We start from the raw sequence: 15,506 nt of genomic DNA on the forward strand, positions 1-15,506 counted from the left end.
TTTTTGCCCACTTTGAAAGTTTGCTATAGCTGACTCCGCGCAGGTTTGATGGTGCTTACTTTGCGCAATTTTCAAGAATCCCGTTGCGCCCTTCGTTTGTGGCGCTAGTCTCCTGCCAATCATAATAGGGAGAGAGAAATGAAACATTTATCTGCAAAGCTCGTTGGAGCAGCTTTTATTGCGTCCTTGGGTGCTGAGGCTGCTGCGACAGAATGGAACGTATCAGTTTGGGGCAAGCGTCGCGCGTTTACTGAGCATGTTGAGAAACTTGCCGAGCTGGTGTCGGAAAAGACCAACGGCGAATTTACCATGAACGTATCTTATGGAGGTCTCTCAAAGAACCGTGAAAACCTAGATGGAATTTCCATCGGTGCGTTCGAAATGGCGCAGTTCTGTGCGGGTTATCACCGCGACAAGAACCGTGTGATTACTGTTCTGGAGCTGCCGTTCTTGGGCGTCGAGAACCTTGAGCAAGAAGTTGCGGTTTCTAAAGCTGTTTATGCGCATCCCGCAGCCACAGAAGAAATGGCGCAGTGGAATGCAAAACTTTTGATGACGTCACCTATGCCACAGTACAACTTGGTCGGAACTGGCGAAGCGCGTAAAACGCTTGCTGATTTTGAGGGCATGCGTGTGCGTGCAACAGGCGGTATCGGCAACGCATTTGAGGCAGTTGGCGCGGTTCCAACGTCTGTGACGTCTTCAGAAGCGTATCAAGCGATGGAAGGCGGCGTTGTTGATACAGTCGCATTTGCCCAGCACGCGCACCTGAGCTTTGGCACGATCAACCAAGCGACTTGGTGGACGGCCAACTTGAACCCAGGAACTGTGAACTGCCCGATTGTGGTGAACATTGATGCATATGAGAGCCTGAGCGATGAGCATCGCGAAGTACTGGACAGCTCTGTAAAGGAATCGCTTGATCACTACCTTGCGAACTACGGCGAGCTGTTGGAGCGCTGGGACAGTGTTCTTGCAGAGAAGAACGTCGAAAAGGTTGAGATTGCAGAAGACGTCATCTCTGAGTTCCGCGCGAAAGCGGCAGATCCTATTCGCGATGCATGGATCAAAGATATGGAAGCACAAGGCCTGCCGGGTCAGGAGCTTTATGATCTTGTCGTCAAAACACTTGCTGATGCAAAGATGTAAATGAAGCTGGGGTGCGTGGGAAACCACGCACCCTACTTTTGTGATCCGTTCATATTCATAACATTTCGGGATTAATGACATGGCAGGCTCCGCAGCCGTCCTTGAAGATTCCAGCTTGCTCAGCAAGCTTGATCGCGCACTGCTACCGCTCGAAAGATTCTGCGCGCTTCTGAGCGGCCTTGCGATTTTTTCGCTGATGTTTCTCGCAGTTTATTCGGTCACAGGGCGAAAATTCTTCGCCTCCCCCATGATGGGATATGTGGATTATATCGAAGCGGCTATGCCCATTATTGCGATTATGGGCGTCTCTTACGTCCAACGCGATGGCACGCATATTCGTATGGATATGCTGGTTTCGGCATTGAGTGGCCGTGTGCTTTGGCTCTTTGAGTTGATCTCAGTTCTTTTGATTTTGTTGCTCATCGTGGCGCTGACATGGGGCGCTTGGGAGCATTTTGACCGCTCTTTCGACTGTTCGAGGCCGCTGTGTAGCCGAGACAGTTCTATCGATGTTGGAATACCGATCTGGCCGTCAAAGCTCGTGGTGCCAATCGCCTTTGGTGTGCTGAGTTTACGCTTGATTTTGCAGGCCGTTGGATATGGCCGTGCGCTTGTTCTGGGACTGAAAAATCCTGTTGCGGTTCCACTGACGTTAAGTGTTGCGGAACAAGCGCAAATTGAAGCCAAATCGTTGATGGGAGACGACTGATGGAACCCATTGAAATTGGCCTATGGGTCAGCGGCGGCATGTTGGTTTTTGTTCTGCTTGGAATGCGCGTTGCATTCGCGGCGGGCCTTGCGGGGTTTGTCGGCCTTGTCTGGTTGCGGTGGAACGGATTTGACTATGATCCCGAACGCTTTTGGAAAGCGGTTGAGATCAGCGTAAAGGTCGCGGGTCTCACCCCGCATTCCAAAGTCAGCGCGCAAGTCCTTAGCTTGATCCCTGTGTTCATTTTGATCGGCTATCTTGCCTATCACGCAAAGCTTACGGTTGCTTTGTTTGAGGCCGCCAAACGCTGGATTGCTTGGGTGCCAGGTGGTCTCGCGGTCGCGACGGTCTTTGCGACAGCGGGCTTTTCGGCTGTTTCCGGTGCCTCTGTTGCAACCGCTGCGGTGTTCGCGCGCATTGCAATCCCAGAGATGCTCAAGGTTGGGTACAACAAAGCCTTTGCCGCTGGTGTTGTCGCGGCGGGCGGGACACTAGCATCGCTTATCCCGCCATCTGCAATCCTTGTGATCTATGCGATCATTGTCGAGCAGGACGTGGGTAAACTCTTGCTTGCTGGCTTTATTCCAGGCGTGTTTTCGGCGATTGTTTATGCGGTCCTCATCATCGGTCTCGCGGTCGGCTTTAAGAATATCGGTCCGCCGGTGGGTGGTTTCACCTGGCGTGAGCGGTTTGAATCGCTGCCGCCCGCACTGCCTATCGTGGCGGTCGTCGTGATTATCATTTTCTTCGTCTACAACCCTTTTGGTGACGCATGGGGCACAGCGACGGAAGGTGGTGCCATTGGTGCTTTCATCATCTTTTGCATGGCGCTTTATCGTGGGATGCGCTGGCCGAAGCTCAAGGAAGCCTTGCTTGAAACTGCTAAACTGACCGTAATGATCTTTACGATTATCTGGGGTGTTTTGATCTATGTGCGTTTCTTAGGGTTTGCCAAATTGCCGGATGCGTTTTCGGATTGGATCACCTCGCTCGACATGGCCCCTTTGACGATCCTTATATGTATCTTGCTGGCCTATGCGGTGCTTGGCATGTTCATGGACGCCATTGGAATGCTATTGCTGACCTTGCCGGTGGTTTATCCCGCGGTCATGGCGCTAAACGGGGGGGAGCTTGTGAGTGCTGCCGATAGTGCCTTTGGTATGTCAGGACCTATGTGCGCGATTTGGTTTGGCATTTTGGTGGTCAAAATGGCGGAGTTCTGTTTGATCACGCCACCCATTGGTCTCAACTGTTTTGTTGTGGCTGGGGTGCGTGATGATCTTACTGTGCAGGACGTATTCAAAGGCGTTACACCGTTTTTCATCGCCGATGGTGTGACAATTGCACTGCTTGTCGCGTTCCCTGGTATCGTACTTTGGCTGCCGACGCTGGCGTCCTAAACTTAAGTATTGAAAGATCCTATGACCCACATTCTCGCAATTGACCAAGGCACGACATCTACGCGTGCGATCTTGTTTGGACCAGATATGCAACCTGTCGCGTCTGCGCAGGAAGAGTTTGAGCAGCACTTTCCACAAAGCGGCTGGGTTGAGCACGAGGCGAGCGATTTGTGGTCTACGACCGCCTCGACCTGCCGTGGTGCGATTGAGAAAGCAGGGATTAGTGCGGAAAAAATTGCTGCGATAGGGATCACCAATCAGCGTGAAACCACGGTGATTTGGGATCGCAAAACTGGTAAAGCACTGCACCGCGCGATTGTTTGGCAAGATCGTCGGACCTCTGAGCTGTGTCAAACTTTGAAAGCCGCAGGGCACGAACCGACGGTGACAGAGCGCACTGGCCTTCTGCTCGACCCATATTTCAGCGCGACAAAGCTCAAATGGTTGCTCGATAATGTGGAGGGCGCGCGCGCCCGCGCGCAGGCGGGCGAATTGGCATTCGGGACGATTGACAGCTGGGTGATTTGGAACCTGACGGGTGGCCAGTCGCATGTAACGGACGCGACGAATGCCGCGCGAACGATGCTCTACGATATTCGTAAAGGACGTTGGTCCAAGACAATGTGCGATCTGCTCGACATCCCAATGAGCATGTTGCCCGAAGTAAAGGACTGTGCTGCCGATTTTGGTGTCACGCGCGCCGATTTATTTGGTCGTGAAATTCCGATCTTGGGGGTCGCGGGCGATCAACAGGCCGCGACTGTCGGGCAGGCATGTTTCAAACCGGGTATGTTGAAATCGACCTACGGCACGGGGTGTTTTGCGCTGTTAAACACCGGCAATGAGCCTGTTACATCTAAGAACCGCCTTTTAACAACAATAGCTTATCAACTTGATGGCCAACCAACGTATGCACTTGAAGGATCGATCTTCATCGCAGGGGCGGTCGTTCAATGGCTACGCGATGGTTTGAAAATTATTCGCGATGCGAAAGAAACCCAGCCTTTGGCTGACAATGCGGATGCAGGGCAGGATGTGGTACTTGTACCAGCGTTTACAGGGCTTGGCGCGCCCTATTGGAATGCGGAATGTCGCGGGGCAATTTACGGTTTGACGCGTGGTTCCGGTCCCGAAGAACTTGCGAAAGCGGCACTGGAAAGTGTTGGGTTTCAAACCCGTGACCTTTTGGAAGCGATGCACGCAGATTGGCCAAACGCAGAGGAAGCGGCTTTGCGTGTTGATGGCGGGATGAGCGCGTCAGATTGGGCGATGCAATTCCTGTCAGACATTTTGGGTGCGCCAGTTGATCGCCCAGAAGTGTTGGAAACAACAGCACTTGGAGCCGCGTGGCTTGCAGGACAAAGGGCTGGAATTTATCCGGCGATGGATGAATTTGCGGCGACTTGGGCGTTGGAGCAAAAGTTTGAGCCGAACATGGACGAAGACACGCGGGCCAAGCGTTATGCGCGTTGGGATCGTGCTGTCCAGGCGACCTTGTCTGTATAAATTACGCAGGTTATGGACCGAGTAAATTGGGGAGCATCACGTGATACAATATCATCAAGCTTTGCGCGACGTCTTGGAACTGGGCGTGCAATCCACAGATCGCACAGGGACGGGCACGACCTCGCATTTTGGTTTGCAATGCCGCTACCCCATGGCCGATGGCTTTCCGTTGGTTACCACCAAGAAGCTACACCTCAAATCCATCATTCATGAACTTCTATGGTTCCTCGCGGGCGATACGAACATCAAATACCTCAAGGAGAATGGCGTTTCTATCTGGGATGAATGGGCCGATGAGAATGGTGATCTAGGGCCTGTTTACGGCTCTCAGTGGCGTCGCTTTCCAGCGCCCAACGACAAAGGGTATATTGATCAAATCGTTGACCTTGTGGAGGCGATCAAAAATACTCCAGACAGTCGCCGCTTGATCGTGTCTGCATGGAATCCCGCGGAAGTCCCTGACATGGCGCTGCCACCGTGCCACACACTTTGGCAGGTGCGCATAGCAGGCGGCAAATTGCATCTTCAGCTCTATCAACGCTCGGCGGACATGTTCCTTGGCGTTCCGTTTAACATCGCGTCCTATGCGCTTTTGCTGCATATGCTAGCACATGTCACAGGCTATGAGCCGGGTGATTTCATCCATTCTATTGGCGACGCGCATATCTACTCCAACCATATGGAGCAGGTGCAAACACAGCTTGCACGTACGCCAAAAGAGTTGCCGCAACTGCGCATCAAGCGGACTGTCGCTTCGATTTTTGACTTCACCTTTGATGATTTTGAGATTGTAGGCTACGAGCCAGATCCCGCAATTCGCGCACCTGTGGCGGTTTAGCAGATGATTTCACTGGTAGTTGCGCGCGACAAGAACGGGGCCATCGGAAAGGGGAATGAAATCCCTTGGTATGCGCCTGAGGATTTACAATTTTTCAAACGCGAAACTCTTGGCGGTGCGATCATCATGGGGCGCAATACTTGGGACAGCTTACCGTTCAAGCCGTTGAAGAACCGATTGAACATCGTGGTGTCCTCGCAAAAATGCGGCGCCGAGCTGGATTGTAGCAGCGTGTCAGACGCGGTTGATGCAGCCTATGCACAAGGGTATCGCCGTGTTTACGGGATCGGCGGTGCTGGAATTTATCGCGAGATGATCGAAATTGCAGACAGGCTTTTGATCACCGAGGTCGATCTGGACGTCAAAGAACCTGACGTTTATTTTCCCGAAATCTCGCCCGACAGCTGGCAAATCATCGGTGAAACGCATCTGCGCGAAGATGATCCAAGCTGTACAGTCTTTGAGTATTTGCGCGCGTAATGTCGTGGAAATCAGCCGATTTGTTGGCAAAAGAATCACAGGTCCGAAGTGGAATAGCTCGTGAAAGCACGAGAAACCTCTGCTCAAATTGACTTAATTTCGCCGCATGTTACCTCTAGTTCTTATAAAAAGACGATCTTGAGCAGTAATCGAAAAGGGCAGTTTCATGTTTTCAAACGTTTTCGCAGTCGCCATCGCAGCGACAGTCGCTATGTGATCTCAGGCGCTTGCATGGGGTGATATGTATATGGGTGACGGCACGCATAATCCCAATAGCGTAGGCCCGGTCGCATATCATGGTCCTAATTATTGCCCAGCGGGTTTGCAGCCTGTCGTTCTGGGCGGCGTCATCTGCTGCGGTACCGCAGCACGTGGTTACACACCGATGAAGAAAAAGCACAAGCACGTCACCAAACATGTGACTACGATAACAACGCACACGACGTATCATTCGCACTAAACGCGAAATACGCTTCTATTAACGAAAGCCCAGCATGATTTGCTGGGCTTTTTGCATGCTTACAGGAGTGTCAGATTGGCAGCCATTTCGCGACCATCGCGACCCGCTTCCATCTCAAAAGAGACTTTCTGATTGTCTGCAAGACCTGTCAGTCCAGAACGCTCCACAGCGGAAATATGCACGAAAACATCCTTGCCGCCATCCTCAGGCTCGATGAAGCCGAAGCCTTTTGTTGTGTTAAACCATTTGACGGTGCCATTGGGCATGTCCGAAACTCCTTGTTCGATGTAGTGTTGAAGAGCTTAGCGTGCATTTGTGAAAATCAAGCAAAACGGGGTGAGACCGTGTTGACATTTTCGTTATGAACGCATGTTTTGATCAAAATCTGGAGGAAATGATGAAGCTTTATGGCCTTAAGAACTGCGATACTTGTCGTAAAGCGCTAAGGGCGTTACCTGACGCGCATCTCGTCGACGTGCGTGCTGATGGTATTTCTTTTGAACTATTGCAGGCGGCTGAGGCCCAGTTTGGCGCTGCTTTGCTCAACACGCGCTCCACGACCTGGCGCGGATTGGATGATAGCCAACGCGCGCGCCCCGCACTTGAATTGTTGCAAGAACACCCAGCCCTGATGAAACGCCCATTGATCGAGGCCAATGGGACCCTGTATCTTGGTTGGACTAAGGACGTTCAGGCGGCGTTAGGCCTCTGATCTAGCAAAGAAACGATCAAGCGACAGCCAGCCTGCGCCTTTGAACACGATGATCGATAGCGCAAGTACCCAGAACATCCGTTGATCCAGAATAATGCCGTCTGGGATACGATCAAACCATGCGCCCAGCACTGCCTTGTCGTCCCAAGCGCCATGACCGATCAGGTCTGTCAGGCTTTGAACGACGATAAAGCCGATCATTCCGATTGAAGCAAGGCGCGCAAACAAGCCGATGATGATCAACACCGGCAGGACGAATTCTGCGACTGTGCCACCCGTGACGACGGCCCAATGAAAGATGCCAAGTTGGCTGACGTCATAACCTGCGGCTTCCATCGCGCGTGGAAAGATTTGCGCATAAGCGCCAAGGGAGGGTTGAAGAAACCCGAAAATCCCATCGCCAAGTTTCGTCAGGCCAGAGTTAAAGAAATATAGCGCCAGTGAAGCAGCAAAAGCAAAACGCGCAGCAAACGGGAGTGCATTGTCGCCATTGCCAATCGGGGCAAGTAGGCGGTCTTGGAGTGCAATAAGGCTGCGCATTTGGGTCTTCCTTGTGGTCGTAATTGATTATTGGGAGGGGGTGAGCGCGACAAGCGCACCCGTTTGTAAAAGCAGCCCAAGCAAGGCCGAGAAGTCGAAATCAGGATGGCTTTGCTCTATCATTTCAAGCGCGTCACCAAGCGTCGTTTGGTTTTGTAACAGCGCAATCAGCTCTGCGCTCCCCGCAGGCATAGAAAGCATCACAGGATCAAATTCTGCTCTCGCAATCAATACATCCTGCGCGCTAGCACTTGGTTGCGGTGCGCCCTCTGTCATATTGAAGTGCCAAATATCCAACACGGGCCACGAAGATCGTATAATGTGCATTGCGGGTGCGAACTCTACCGTTGCACTGGAAAGCGCTTCCGGCGGGAGTTCACCAAAGATCGCGGGGTTGATCGGCATGGCATCAGCCGCGTGATATGCGTATCTTTGAGCCAGCTCTAAACGGGCGACATCGGCAAGGTATTCAACATGTTGAAGCGGCTGGAACCTTTCCAAAAAAGCCGGAAACTCGGCGCCATACAGCATCATGCGCGGGTCAGAAGGCGGATGATTGCGCACATAAAGCCCGGCAAGGTTGGCAAAATTCTGTGGGCCGATGAGCTTGGAAATAACGGGAAAGCTCTCGCTCAGCGCCTCTTTCAGGCTGACGATGACATTGTTGCGGTAGACGTTGAAGCGCTTACCTGCGGGTTGCTCCACTCCATCTATCAAGCTGGTGGGTATCGCCATTTCAGGATCAAAGATCGCGGCGCGAAATTCTGTCTGCGTCGTGATCATGACGCGATAGCCAGTGCTGGAGCAAGCGCGCGCGCGCCGCGTTTCGCTTCATCTGCAAGGATCGGCCATTCAGGGACATCCGTGTCCCATTCGATCAACAAGGGCTTCGGGCCAGAGCGTTCCAAAGTGTAGTCAAGCAAGGTCCAAACGGGATCCGCAATCTCTGCGCCGTGGCTGTCGATCAGCAGGGGGGCACCGTGATCGTCGGTCTCTTCATCATGGCCGCCAAGGTGGATTTCACCCACCTGCTCCAATGGGAAGTTGTCAATATAAGTGCGTGCATCGAGCTTGAGGTTCGTCGCGGACACAAACACGTTGTTGACGTCCAATAGCAAACCACAGCCGGTGCGCTGCGCGATTTCGCTTAGGAAATCGGTCTCGCTCATCGTGCTTTCAGAAAATGCCAGATAGCTCGAGGGATTTTCCAGTAGCATTTGGCGACCCAGAACGTCTTGCACCTGATCAATATGATCTGCGACGCGGTTCAATGTGTCTTGCGTATAAGGCAATGGGAGGAGGTCATTCAAAAACGCATTCTCGTGTGAGGACCATGCGAGGTGCTCGGAAAAGCTTGCGGGCTTGAGCCAATCACAAAGGGTTTTTAGCCGCGCGAGATGCTCACGATCCAGCGGTCCTTCACCACCGATGCTTAACCCGACGCCATGTACTGAAATTGGAAAACGTTCGGCGAGATGGCGCAATTGCGCCAAAGGGCGACCGCCCAATCCCATATAGTTTTCTGCATGTATTTCGAGCCACTCAACGGGCTGGGGCGCTTCTAGGATATCCGCAAAGTGCTGGGGCTTATAGCCGACACCAGGCGCGTTTGGCAGAAGGGCAGTGGTGTTCGCGTCAAACATAGTGGGATCCTAGATGAGTAGGGTGCGTGATATCACGCACCCTACAGTATTTCAGCTTATGCTGGCAGGTCGCGGTTCAGTTCTTTCAAGGAACCCATGCGATCGCCCGGCAATTCCATTGTTTCGCATGTGCCTGCGTCAACCAATGTCCATGCGTTGCCCTGATAATCCACTGTGGATGTACCTGCGCATGTTGTGCCTGCGCCCGCTGCGCAATCGTTCTTACCGGCAAGGGACACACCGAAGCATTTTTCTTTGCCTGCTGCGTGACCTTCAGTTGTGCCATGTGCTGTGAAAGCTGCTGCTGCTGCGCCGACGATTGCGAGTGTTTTGAGTGCGTTGGACATGATGTGTTCCTTTAGAGTTGAAATAGTTAAGTGTTTGGTTCAGCGCCGATTGTGGCGACTGAAATAACCCTAGCCTTTGAAGCAGAGCAAAATCTATTCACGCGTCCGTGTGTCATGCGCGCGTTAAGAAATTCTGGTTTGATGTGAGGCTGAAAATCAATCAAACCCTATAAAAATAAGGAAAGCCCGCCGAAAGGGGCGGGCTTTGTTGCAAAAGATCTGACGTATAACAGGTGAATGTTACAGTTTATCAGGGGGGGTCGCGTCGAGTGAAAGTGCAGATATTACAGACTCCAGCGTTTCTACCTTAGTTTGTTTTTCGCCAAGGCGTCGAACGGTCACTGTGCGTTCTTCTACTTCACGCGCACCAACGGCCAAAATAACAGGAACTTTGCCGACAGAATGCTCGCGGACCTTATAATTGATCTTTTCATTGCGAATATCTGCCTCTGCGCGCACGCCTGCTGCGTTTAGGGCGGCGACAACTTCATACACATAGTCATCTGCATCGGAGATGATCGAGGCCACAACCACCTGACGCGGTGCAATCCAGAACGGCAGTTTACCTGCATGGGATTCGATCAAGATGCCGATAAATCGCTCGAAAGAGCCAAGCGTTGCACGGTGCAACATGACAGGACGGTGCTTATCGCCATCAGCGCCAATGTAGCTTGCATCCAAGCGCTCTGGCAAAACGAAGTCCACTTGGTGCGTGCCACACTGCCAATCGCGACCAATCGCGTCGGTTAACACAAACTCAAGCTTGGGCCCGTAAAATGCGCCTTCGCCCGGGTTCATCTCTGGCTCGATGCCCGCCGCGCGTGTCGCTTTGAGCAGGGCGTCTTCAGCTTTATCCCAGACCTCATCCGAGCCAGAGCGCTTTTCAGGGCGATCCGAAAATTTCACGCGGAACTCTTCAAAGCCGAGGTCTTTGTAAACCGAGCTTAGGAAGTCGATATAAACAGCTGTCTCTGACTCAATCTGATCTTCGCGACAGAAGATGTGCCCATCGTCCTGTGTAAAGCCGCGTACGCGCATGATGCCATGCAGCGCACCCGATGGTTCATACCGGTTACACGAGCCAAACTCCGCCATGCGCAGCGGCAAGTCGCGGTAGGATTTCAGACCTTGATTAAAGATTTGCACGTGGCAGGGGCAATTCATCGGCTTCAAAGCATTCACCGCTTTTTCGCGCGCGTGCTCTTCATCAACCTCAACGATGAACATATTCTCTTGGTACTTTTCCCAGTGACCCGATTGCTCCCACAGCTTGCGATCCACGACTTGCGGCGTGTTCACCTCAACATAACCACCTGCATATTGCTTGCGGCGCATGTAGTCTTGAAGCTCTGTATAAATACGCCAGCCATTGGGGTGCCAGAAAATCTGACCGGGGGCTTCTTCTTGCATGTGGAACAAGTTCATCTCGCGACCCAGCTTGCGGTGATCGCGTTTCGCCGCTTCCTCTAGCATATTCATATGCTTTTTAAGCTGCTCTTTGTTCAAGAAGGCGCAGCCATAAATACGCTGAAGCATCGCGCGATCTGAATCACCGCGCCAATACGCGCCAGCAATGCTCATCAATTTGAAGCTATCACCCGGAACTTGGCCGGTGTGCTGCAAATGCGGCCCACGGCACAGGTCTTGCCATTCGCCATGCCAATACATGCGCAAAGGCTCGTCGCCTGGAATGGCGTCGATTAGCTCGACTTTGTAAGGTTCATTGTTATCTTCATAATGCTTGATCGCTCGGGCGCGGTCCCAAACTTCAGTGCGCACAGCATCGCGCGCGTTGATGATCTCTTTCATCTTTTTCTCGATGACGCCCAAATCCTCAGGCGTGAATGGATCCTTGCGATCAAAGTCGTAGTACCAGCCATCTTTGATGACAGGTCCGATGGTGACTTTCACATCTGGCCAAATCTCTTGCACCGCGCGCGCCATGATGTGGGCGAGGTCGTGACGCACCAATTCAAGCGCGGGCTCTTCGTCCTTCATGGTATTCAAAGCGATGCTGCTGTCGCTTTCAATCGGCCATTGCAGGTCCCAATGCGCGCCGTTCACTGTGGCGCTGATCGCTTTTTTACGAAGTGAGCTGGAAATATCCGCAGCAACATCAGCGGCAGTTATACCACTTGGGTATTCACGTTTGTTGCCATCAGGGAAAGTGAGTGTGACGTTAGCCATATCGGCGCTCCTCGTCAGTTTGGCGCCTACGAAAGCGCCCGGTTGCGGGTTTGTGCTATCTGCACCGCCTCTATGACCATATGCGGGAATCACGTCAAGTCGGCTAAGTGCTTGATTGCGTACAAAAGTATGCAGCGTTGTATGCTGATGAATACTGTCGTAGGTGAGCTAAGCTCATGTTTTGAATGAATATTATTGTGCGTCCTAGGGGTTGAGTTGGCGGATAACAGCCTGATATGCTCAATTAACGACAGAAATAACCCCATTTCAGACATGCTGGAGCACTGATATGCCACGTTACAACACACAATTTGAATTGACTGTTGAAGACCTCGAGGTGATCGAAAGCGCGCTGCGTGAAGTGAAGACCAATCTGCGAAATGACGCGCTTGCCGCAAATACAGACAATGCGCCCAATTGCGATGAGGTTAGCCAGATCCATGATCTATTGGGTCGCTTGCATAATCAAAAGGTTTTCTACCGTCCCAAGAACGGTACCTATATCAGCGGTTAACCCTGCGTGGCCCTTGCGAAAATACGCTAAGAACCGCATGATCCGACCCAATCGAATGGGAGGGTGCGATGGCGGTTCTTGAGACAGCGCAGGGGCGAACAATTGCTTATGAGAAGACCGACGGCTCAGGCCCTACTGTGGTGTTTCTGGGCGGTTTGAAATCAGACATGCAAGGCACCAAAGCCATTCACCTAGAAGACTGGGCGATTGCAAAAGGGCGCGCGTTTCTGCGGTTTGATTATTCTGGGCATGGTGAAAGTTCCGGCACATTCACAGACGGCTGCATTGGCGATTGGGCTGAAGACACGGCGCAAGCGCTTGAAAAGCTCACGGATGGTCCGCTTATCTTGGTCGGTTCCTCTATGGGCGGATGGCAGGCCTTGTTGGCGGCAAAGCGCACGCCAGAGCGGATAGCAGGGTTGGTGACAATCGCTGCGGCCCCCGATTTTACAGAAGACAGCATGTGGGCCAGCTTTGATGCAGCTCAACGCGAAGAGCTCACGAGCAAAGGGCAGGTCGCATTGCCCTCGGACTATGGTGAGCCCTACATCATTACCAAGCGCATGATAGAAGATGGTCGCAACCAGCTTGTTTTGCGCGATCCGTTAGAACTTCCTTTCCCAACACGTTTCTTGCAAGGCACGGCTGACGAAGATGTTGATATGTCGCTCGCCCTAAAGCTTTTGGCGCACGCGAGCGGCTCAGACATGCGATTGACGCTGGTAGACGGCGCAGACCATCGCTTTTCTGACAATGCCTGTTTAGCGCTGATCGAGCAAGCCGTTGAGGATGTCATAATGGCAGGGGAAAACACGTTATGAAAACGTTTTTCAAGTGGGTTGGTCGCGGTATCATACTGCTCGTCTTATGTATCGCAGCACTTGCTGTGTTTGGGCCGCGCGAAAAAGTCGATTTAAATGCAAGTTTTGATCCAGCGCTTTTGGGCGACGACCTCGATGCCTATTTCGTCACGCAAGAGAGTGCGTTTGATGATATTGTAGATGGCACAGAAAAGCGCGTCATTTGGGCGGGTGAAGCCGGGGTTAAGACACCTGTATCAGTGCTCTATATCCATGGATTTTCTGCGACATCCGAAGAAATTCGCCCTGTGCCGGATAATGTCGCGGAGGCGCTGGGCGCAAACCTTGTTTACACGCGGCTCGCCGGACACGGACGCAGCGGTGATGCGATGGCAGAAGCTAGTGCCGCAGATTGGATGCATGACACGGCTGAAGCATTGGCCGCAGCCCGTCAAGTTGGTGAGCAAGTGATCGTAATTTCAACCTCCACAGGTGGCACATTGGTCGCCGCTGCAGCGTTGCGCGAAGATCTGATGCAAAACGTTGCTGGTGCGGTGTTTGTATCCCCCAACTTTGCTTTAAACTCGCCAGCATCAGTGATCCTAACGTGGCCAGCGGTGCGCTGGTGGGGGCCGATAGTTGCGGGTGCGCAGCGTAGCTTTGAAACGCTTAATGACGGCCATACCGCGTATTGGACTAACAGCTATCCAACCGTTGCTTTGATGCCCATGGCCGCTTTGGTGAAAGCGGTTGATGGTTTGGATCTTGGCCAAGCGAAAATTCCAGCGCTCTTCATGATTTCTGATCAAGATCAGGTTGTGAGCGCGACCAAAAACCGCGAAGTGGCTGAAGAATGGGGCGGCGAAAGCGGCCTTGAAATCCTAAGTATGGGGGAGGGCGATGACCCTTATAGCCATGTTATTGCGGGGGATATCCTATCACCTGGACAAACGGCAGGCGCATCTCAGGCAATGATCGATTGGGCGAAAAGTGTTTTGAAATAACCTATTGAGGAGATGAACATTGGAACAACGCGTAAGCTTAATCACACTTGGCGTCACGAATATGGATGCATCTGCCACGTTTTACGATGCGATGGGGTGGGTGCGCGTAGAGACCGATGATGGCGTTGTCGCCTATGATTTGCTTGGGCAAACCCTTGGTCTTTATCCACTCGATATGCTTGCAAAAGATATTGGGATTGATGTCGCTGATCTTGGAACAGGACGTTCGACGCTTGGGTATAATTGTCGTGAAAAAGCTGATGTTGCGACCGTCTTGGCGGCTGCTGAAAAAGCTGGCGCACGCATTCTGAAACCCGCAACCGACGTGTTCTGGGGCGGGCATCACGGCTATTTTGCAGATCCAGACGGGCATATCTGGGAGGTTGCGCACAATCCATTTTCGCCACTTCGTAAAGAAGATGGCGCATTTCGTTGGAACGGCGGCTACGAGTAATGCGCAAACCTGCTTCCATGTGGTCGCTCGAGACTTTGGGGCGGGTGCGATTGTCTAAATACTTCTACATGCGTGAATTCCTCTATTCTGAAATTGGCAATATTCATCGCATTCAAAATATTCCCGAGAATCCGGATCTCGCGATTGAAAGGGGACGGGCGTTCTGCACCAATCTTCTTGATCCGCTAGAAGAAACATTTGGACGCATTGGGGTTCGTTCAGGCTACCGCGCGCCTGAATTGAACCGTTTTGGCAACGAAAACCGCCTGAACTGCGCGCGCAATGAGTATCCGCTAGAATGCCACATTTGGGATTTCGAAAATGTCGAGATTGCAGGCGCATCTATTGCAATACCTTGGTTCGAAGACCGCTATGCCCATGGGCGTGACTGGCGTGATTTGGCCTATTGGCTTTATGATCATCTCCCTTTTGCGGAGGTCTGGTTCTTTCCAAAGCTCTGTGCTTTCAATCTGTCTTGGCGACCTGACACGCCCCGACGGATAGACAGCTACATTGCGCCAAAGGGTACGTTGGTAAAGGCGTTTGCTGAGCCCGTTGAACCACTTACGATGCGCCAAAAGCGCTATTCGGATTTTCCCGAATTCCGTGGTTTGAAAATCGCATAGACTTCGCGGGTGATAGATGTGCGGCACACTTCTTTCTTCGGATTTTTCAAACCCTAACAAGGCTTTGTTGCACAAATCGGTCTGAGGCCGATCTCCCCCTTACCCCAGACGGATTTAGCCTACAGCCACGGTACTTG

At 52.3% G+C, this 15,506-nt stretch carries 19 protein-coding genes; 13 read left to right on the top strand and 6 right to left on the bottom strand.

The genetic code is table 11. The features are described from left to right. Positions 1 to 138: 138 nt before the first annotated feature. The 7 genes from ACTG3Z_RS02515 (at position 139) to ACTG3Z_RS02545 (ending at position 6,542) form a co-directional block, all read left to right on the top strand. On the top strand, positions 139 to 1,149 hold the full coding sequence (locus tag ACTG3Z_RS02515) for a C4-dicarboxylate TRAP transporter substrate-binding protein (protein ID WP_439141067.1): 1,011 nt from the start codon (positions 139 to 141) through the stop codon (positions 1,147 to 1,149). Positions 1,150 to 1,228: 79 nt separating this feature from the next. Next, the gene (locus tag ACTG3Z_RS02520) at positions 1,229 to 1,858 is read left to right on the top strand and encodes a TRAP transporter small permease subunit (RefSeq protein WP_439141068.1); all 630 of its coding nucleotides are present in this window, start codon (positions 1,229 to 1,231) and stop codon (positions 1,856 to 1,858) included. Then, entirely contained in the window at positions 1,858 to 3,258 is a 1,401-nt protein-coding gene (locus ACTG3Z_RS02525; RefSeq protein ID WP_439141069.1) for a TRAP transporter large permease, read from the top strand. The genes ACTG3Z_RS02520 and ACTG3Z_RS02525 overlap by 1 nt, the downstream gene beginning before the upstream one ends. A gap of 21 nt (positions 3,259 to 3,279) precedes the next feature. Continuing rightward, positions 3,280 to 4,764, top strand: a complete 1,485-nt coding sequence (gene glpK / locus ACTG3Z_RS02530) for a glycerol kinase GlpK (protein WP_439141070.1) — start codon at positions 3,280 to 3,282, stop codon at positions 4,762 to 4,764. Positions 4,765 to 4,804: 40 nt separating this feature from the next. Continuing rightward, positions 4,805 to 5,602, top strand: coding sequence for a thymidylate synthase (locus ACTG3Z_RS02535; RefSeq protein WP_439141071.1), 798 nt, complete (start codon positions 4,805 to 4,807; stop codon positions 5,600 to 5,602). A 3-nt stretch (positions 5,603 to 5,605) separates the two neighbouring features. After that, positions 5,606 to 6,082 (top strand): dihydrofolate reductase, encoded by a 477-nt coding sequence (locus ACTG3Z_RS02540; RefSeq protein WP_439141072.1) that lies wholly within the window; start codon positions 5,606 to 5,608, stop codon positions 6,080 to 6,082. A 241-nt stretch (positions 6,083 to 6,323) separates the two neighbouring features. Next, positions 6,324 to 6,542, top strand: coding sequence for a hypothetical protein (locus ACTG3Z_RS02545; RefSeq protein ID WP_439141073.1), 219 nt, complete (start codon positions 6,324 to 6,326; stop codon positions 6,540 to 6,542). 59 nt (positions 6,543 to 6,601) lie between these two features. On the opposite strand, the gene ACTG3Z_RS02550 is transcribed toward ACTG3Z_RS02545, so the two are convergent. Continuing rightward, positions 6,602 to 6,808, bottom strand: coding sequence for a cold-shock protein (locus ACTG3Z_RS02550; RefSeq protein ID WP_375265609.1), 207 nt, complete (start codon positions 6,806 to 6,808; stop codon positions 6,602 to 6,604). A 131-nt stretch (positions 6,809 to 6,939) separates the two neighbouring features. Here ACTG3Z_RS02550 and ACTG3Z_RS02555 point away from each other — a divergent pair, with 131 nt between their 5' ends. After that, complete coding sequence (locus ACTG3Z_RS02555) at positions 6,940 to 7,254, top strand: ArsC/Spx/MgsR family protein (protein WP_439141085.1); 315 nt, start codon at positions 6,940 to 6,942, stop codon at positions 7,252 to 7,254. On the opposite strand, the gene ACTG3Z_RS02560 is transcribed toward ACTG3Z_RS02555, so the two are convergent. The 5 genes from ACTG3Z_RS02560 to thrS form a co-directional block, all read right to left on the bottom strand. Beyond that, positions 7,243 to 7,794, bottom strand: coding sequence for a DoxX family protein (locus ACTG3Z_RS02560; protein ID WP_439141074.1), 552 nt, complete (start codon positions 7,792 to 7,794; stop codon positions 7,243 to 7,245). The genes ACTG3Z_RS02555 and ACTG3Z_RS02560 overlap by 12 nt on opposite strands. 27 nt (positions 7,795 to 7,821) lie before the next feature. Continuing rightward, positions 7,822 to 8,577, bottom strand: a complete 756-nt coding sequence (locus tag ACTG3Z_RS02565) for an HvfC/BufC N-terminal domain-containing protein (protein WP_439141075.1) — start codon at positions 8,575 to 8,577, stop codon at positions 7,822 to 7,824. Next, positions 8,574 to 9,437, bottom strand: a complete 864-nt coding sequence (gene bufB / locus ACTG3Z_RS02570; RefSeq protein ID WP_439141076.1) for an MNIO family bufferin maturase — start codon at positions 9,435 to 9,437, stop codon at positions 8,574 to 8,576. Before bufB ends, ACTG3Z_RS02565 begins: the two co-directional genes overlap by 4 nt. Positions 9,438 to 9,493: 56 nt before the next feature. Beyond that, entirely contained in the window at positions 9,494 to 9,784 is a 291-nt protein-coding gene (locus tag ACTG3Z_RS02575) for a BufA1 family periplasmic bufferin-type metallophore (protein ID WP_439141077.1), read from the bottom strand. 240 nt (positions 9,785 to 10,024) lie between these two features. Continuing rightward, positions 10,025 to 11,971: a threonine--tRNA ligase gene (gene thrS, locus ACTG3Z_RS02580; protein WP_439141078.1), complete on the bottom strand. Its 1,947-nt coding sequence runs from the start codon at positions 11,969 to 11,971 to the stop codon at positions 10,025 to 10,027. Positions 11,972 to 12,260: 289 nt separating this feature from the next. Here thrS and ACTG3Z_RS02585 point away from each other — a divergent pair, with 289 nt between their 5' ends. From ACTG3Z_RS02585 to ACTG3Z_RS02605, 5 genes are all read left to right on the top strand, one after another. Then, complete coding sequence (locus ACTG3Z_RS02585; RefSeq protein ID WP_375265612.1) at positions 12,261 to 12,485, top strand: hypothetical protein; 225 nt, start codon at positions 12,261 to 12,263, stop codon at positions 12,483 to 12,485. A gap of 68 nt (positions 12,486 to 12,553) precedes the next feature. Then, the gene (locus ACTG3Z_RS02590) at positions 12,554 to 13,306 is read left to right on the top strand and encodes an alpha/beta fold hydrolase (RefSeq protein ID WP_439141079.1); all 753 of its coding nucleotides are present in this window, start codon (positions 12,554 to 12,556) and stop codon (positions 13,304 to 13,306) included. Continuing rightward, positions 13,303 to 14,289: an alpha/beta hydrolase gene (locus ACTG3Z_RS02595; protein WP_439141080.1), complete on the top strand. Its 987-nt coding sequence runs from the start codon at positions 13,303 to 13,305 to the stop codon at positions 14,287 to 14,289. Before ACTG3Z_RS02590 ends, ACTG3Z_RS02595 begins: the two co-directional genes overlap by 4 nt. A 19-nt stretch (positions 14,290 to 14,308) precedes the next feature. Further along, on the top strand, positions 14,309 to 14,743 hold the full coding sequence (locus ACTG3Z_RS02600) for a VOC family protein (protein ID WP_439141081.1): 435 nt from the start codon (positions 14,309 to 14,311) through the stop codon (positions 14,741 to 14,743). 17 nt (positions 14,744 to 14,760) lie between these two features. Next, entirely contained in the window at positions 14,761 to 15,369 is a 609-nt protein-coding gene (locus tag ACTG3Z_RS02605; RefSeq protein ID WP_439141086.1) for a hypothetical protein, read from the top strand. Positions 15,370 to 15,506 lie beyond the last annotated feature (137 nt).

It is taken from the genome of Planktotalea sp., assembly GCF_965659345.1.
Lineage (GTDB): Bacteria > Pseudomonadota > Alphaproteobacteria > Rhodobacterales > Rhodobacteraceae > Planktotalea.

Excerpts from the sequence above, each read along its gene's own strand:
- ACTG3Z_RS02560 (WP_439141074.1), bottom strand. The coding sequence starts at position 7,794 with ATGCGCAGCCTTATTGCACTCCAAGACCGCCTACTTGCCCCGATTGGC.
- ACTG3Z_RS02525 (WP_439141069.1), top strand. The coding sequence starts at position 1,858 with ATGGAACCCATTGAAATTGGCCTATGGGTCAGCGGCGGCATGTTGGTT.
- ACTG3Z_RS02565 (WP_439141075.1), bottom strand. The coding sequence starts at position 8,577 with ATGATCACGACGCAGACAGAATTTCGCGCCGCGATCTTTGATCCTGAA.
- bufB (WP_439141076.1), bottom strand. The coding sequence starts at position 9,437 with ATGTTTGACGCGAACACCACTGCCCTTCTGCCAAACGCGCCTGGTGTC.
- ACTG3Z_RS02520 (WP_439141068.1), top strand. The coding sequence starts at position 1,229 with ATGGCAGGCTCCGCAGCCGTCCTTGAAGATTCCAGCTTGCTCAGCAAG.
- ACTG3Z_RS02550 (WP_375265609.1), bottom strand. The coding sequence starts at position 6,808 with ATGCCCAATGGCACCGTCAAATGGTTTAACACAACAAAAGGCTTCGGC.
- ACTG3Z_RS02540 (WP_439141072.1), top strand. The coding sequence starts at position 5,606 with ATGATTTCACTGGTAGTTGCGCGCGACAAGAACGGGGCCATCGGAAAG.
- ACTG3Z_RS02515 (WP_439141067.1), top strand. The coding sequence starts at position 139 with ATGAAACATTTATCTGCAAAGCTCGTTGGAGCAGCTTTTATTGCGTCC.
- ACTG3Z_RS02575 (WP_439141077.1), bottom strand. The coding sequence starts at position 9,784 with ATGTCCAACGCACTCAAAACACTCGCAATCGTCGGCGCAGCAGCAGCA.
- ACTG3Z_RS02555 (WP_439141085.1), top strand. The coding sequence starts at position 6,940 with ATGAAGCTTTATGGCCTTAAGAACTGCGATACTTGTCGTAAAGCGCTA.
- ACTG3Z_RS02585 (WP_375265612.1), top strand. The coding sequence starts at position 12,261 with ATGCCACGTTACAACACACAATTTGAATTGACTGTTGAAGACCTCGAG.
- ACTG3Z_RS02595 (WP_439141080.1), top strand. The coding sequence starts at position 13,303 with ATGAAAACGTTTTTCAAGTGGGTTGGTCGCGGTATCATACTGCTCGTC.
- ACTG3Z_RS02605 (WP_439141086.1), top strand. The coding sequence starts at position 14,761 with ATGTGGTCGCTCGAGACTTTGGGGCGGGTGCGATTGTCTAAATACTTC.
- ACTG3Z_RS02590 (WP_439141079.1), top strand. The coding sequence starts at position 12,554 with ATGGCGGTTCTTGAGACAGCGCAGGGGCGAACAATTGCTTATGAGAAG.
- glpK (WP_439141070.1), top strand. The coding sequence starts at position 3,280 with ATGACCCACATTCTCGCAATTGACCAAGGCACGACATCTACGCGTGCG.
- ACTG3Z_RS02545 (WP_439141073.1), top strand. The coding sequence starts at position 6,324 with ATGTATATGGGTGACGGCACGCATAATCCCAATAGCGTAGGCCCGGTC.
- thrS (WP_439141078.1), bottom strand. The coding sequence starts at position 11,971 with ATGGCTAACGTCACACTCACTTTCCCTGATGGCAACAAACGTGAATAC.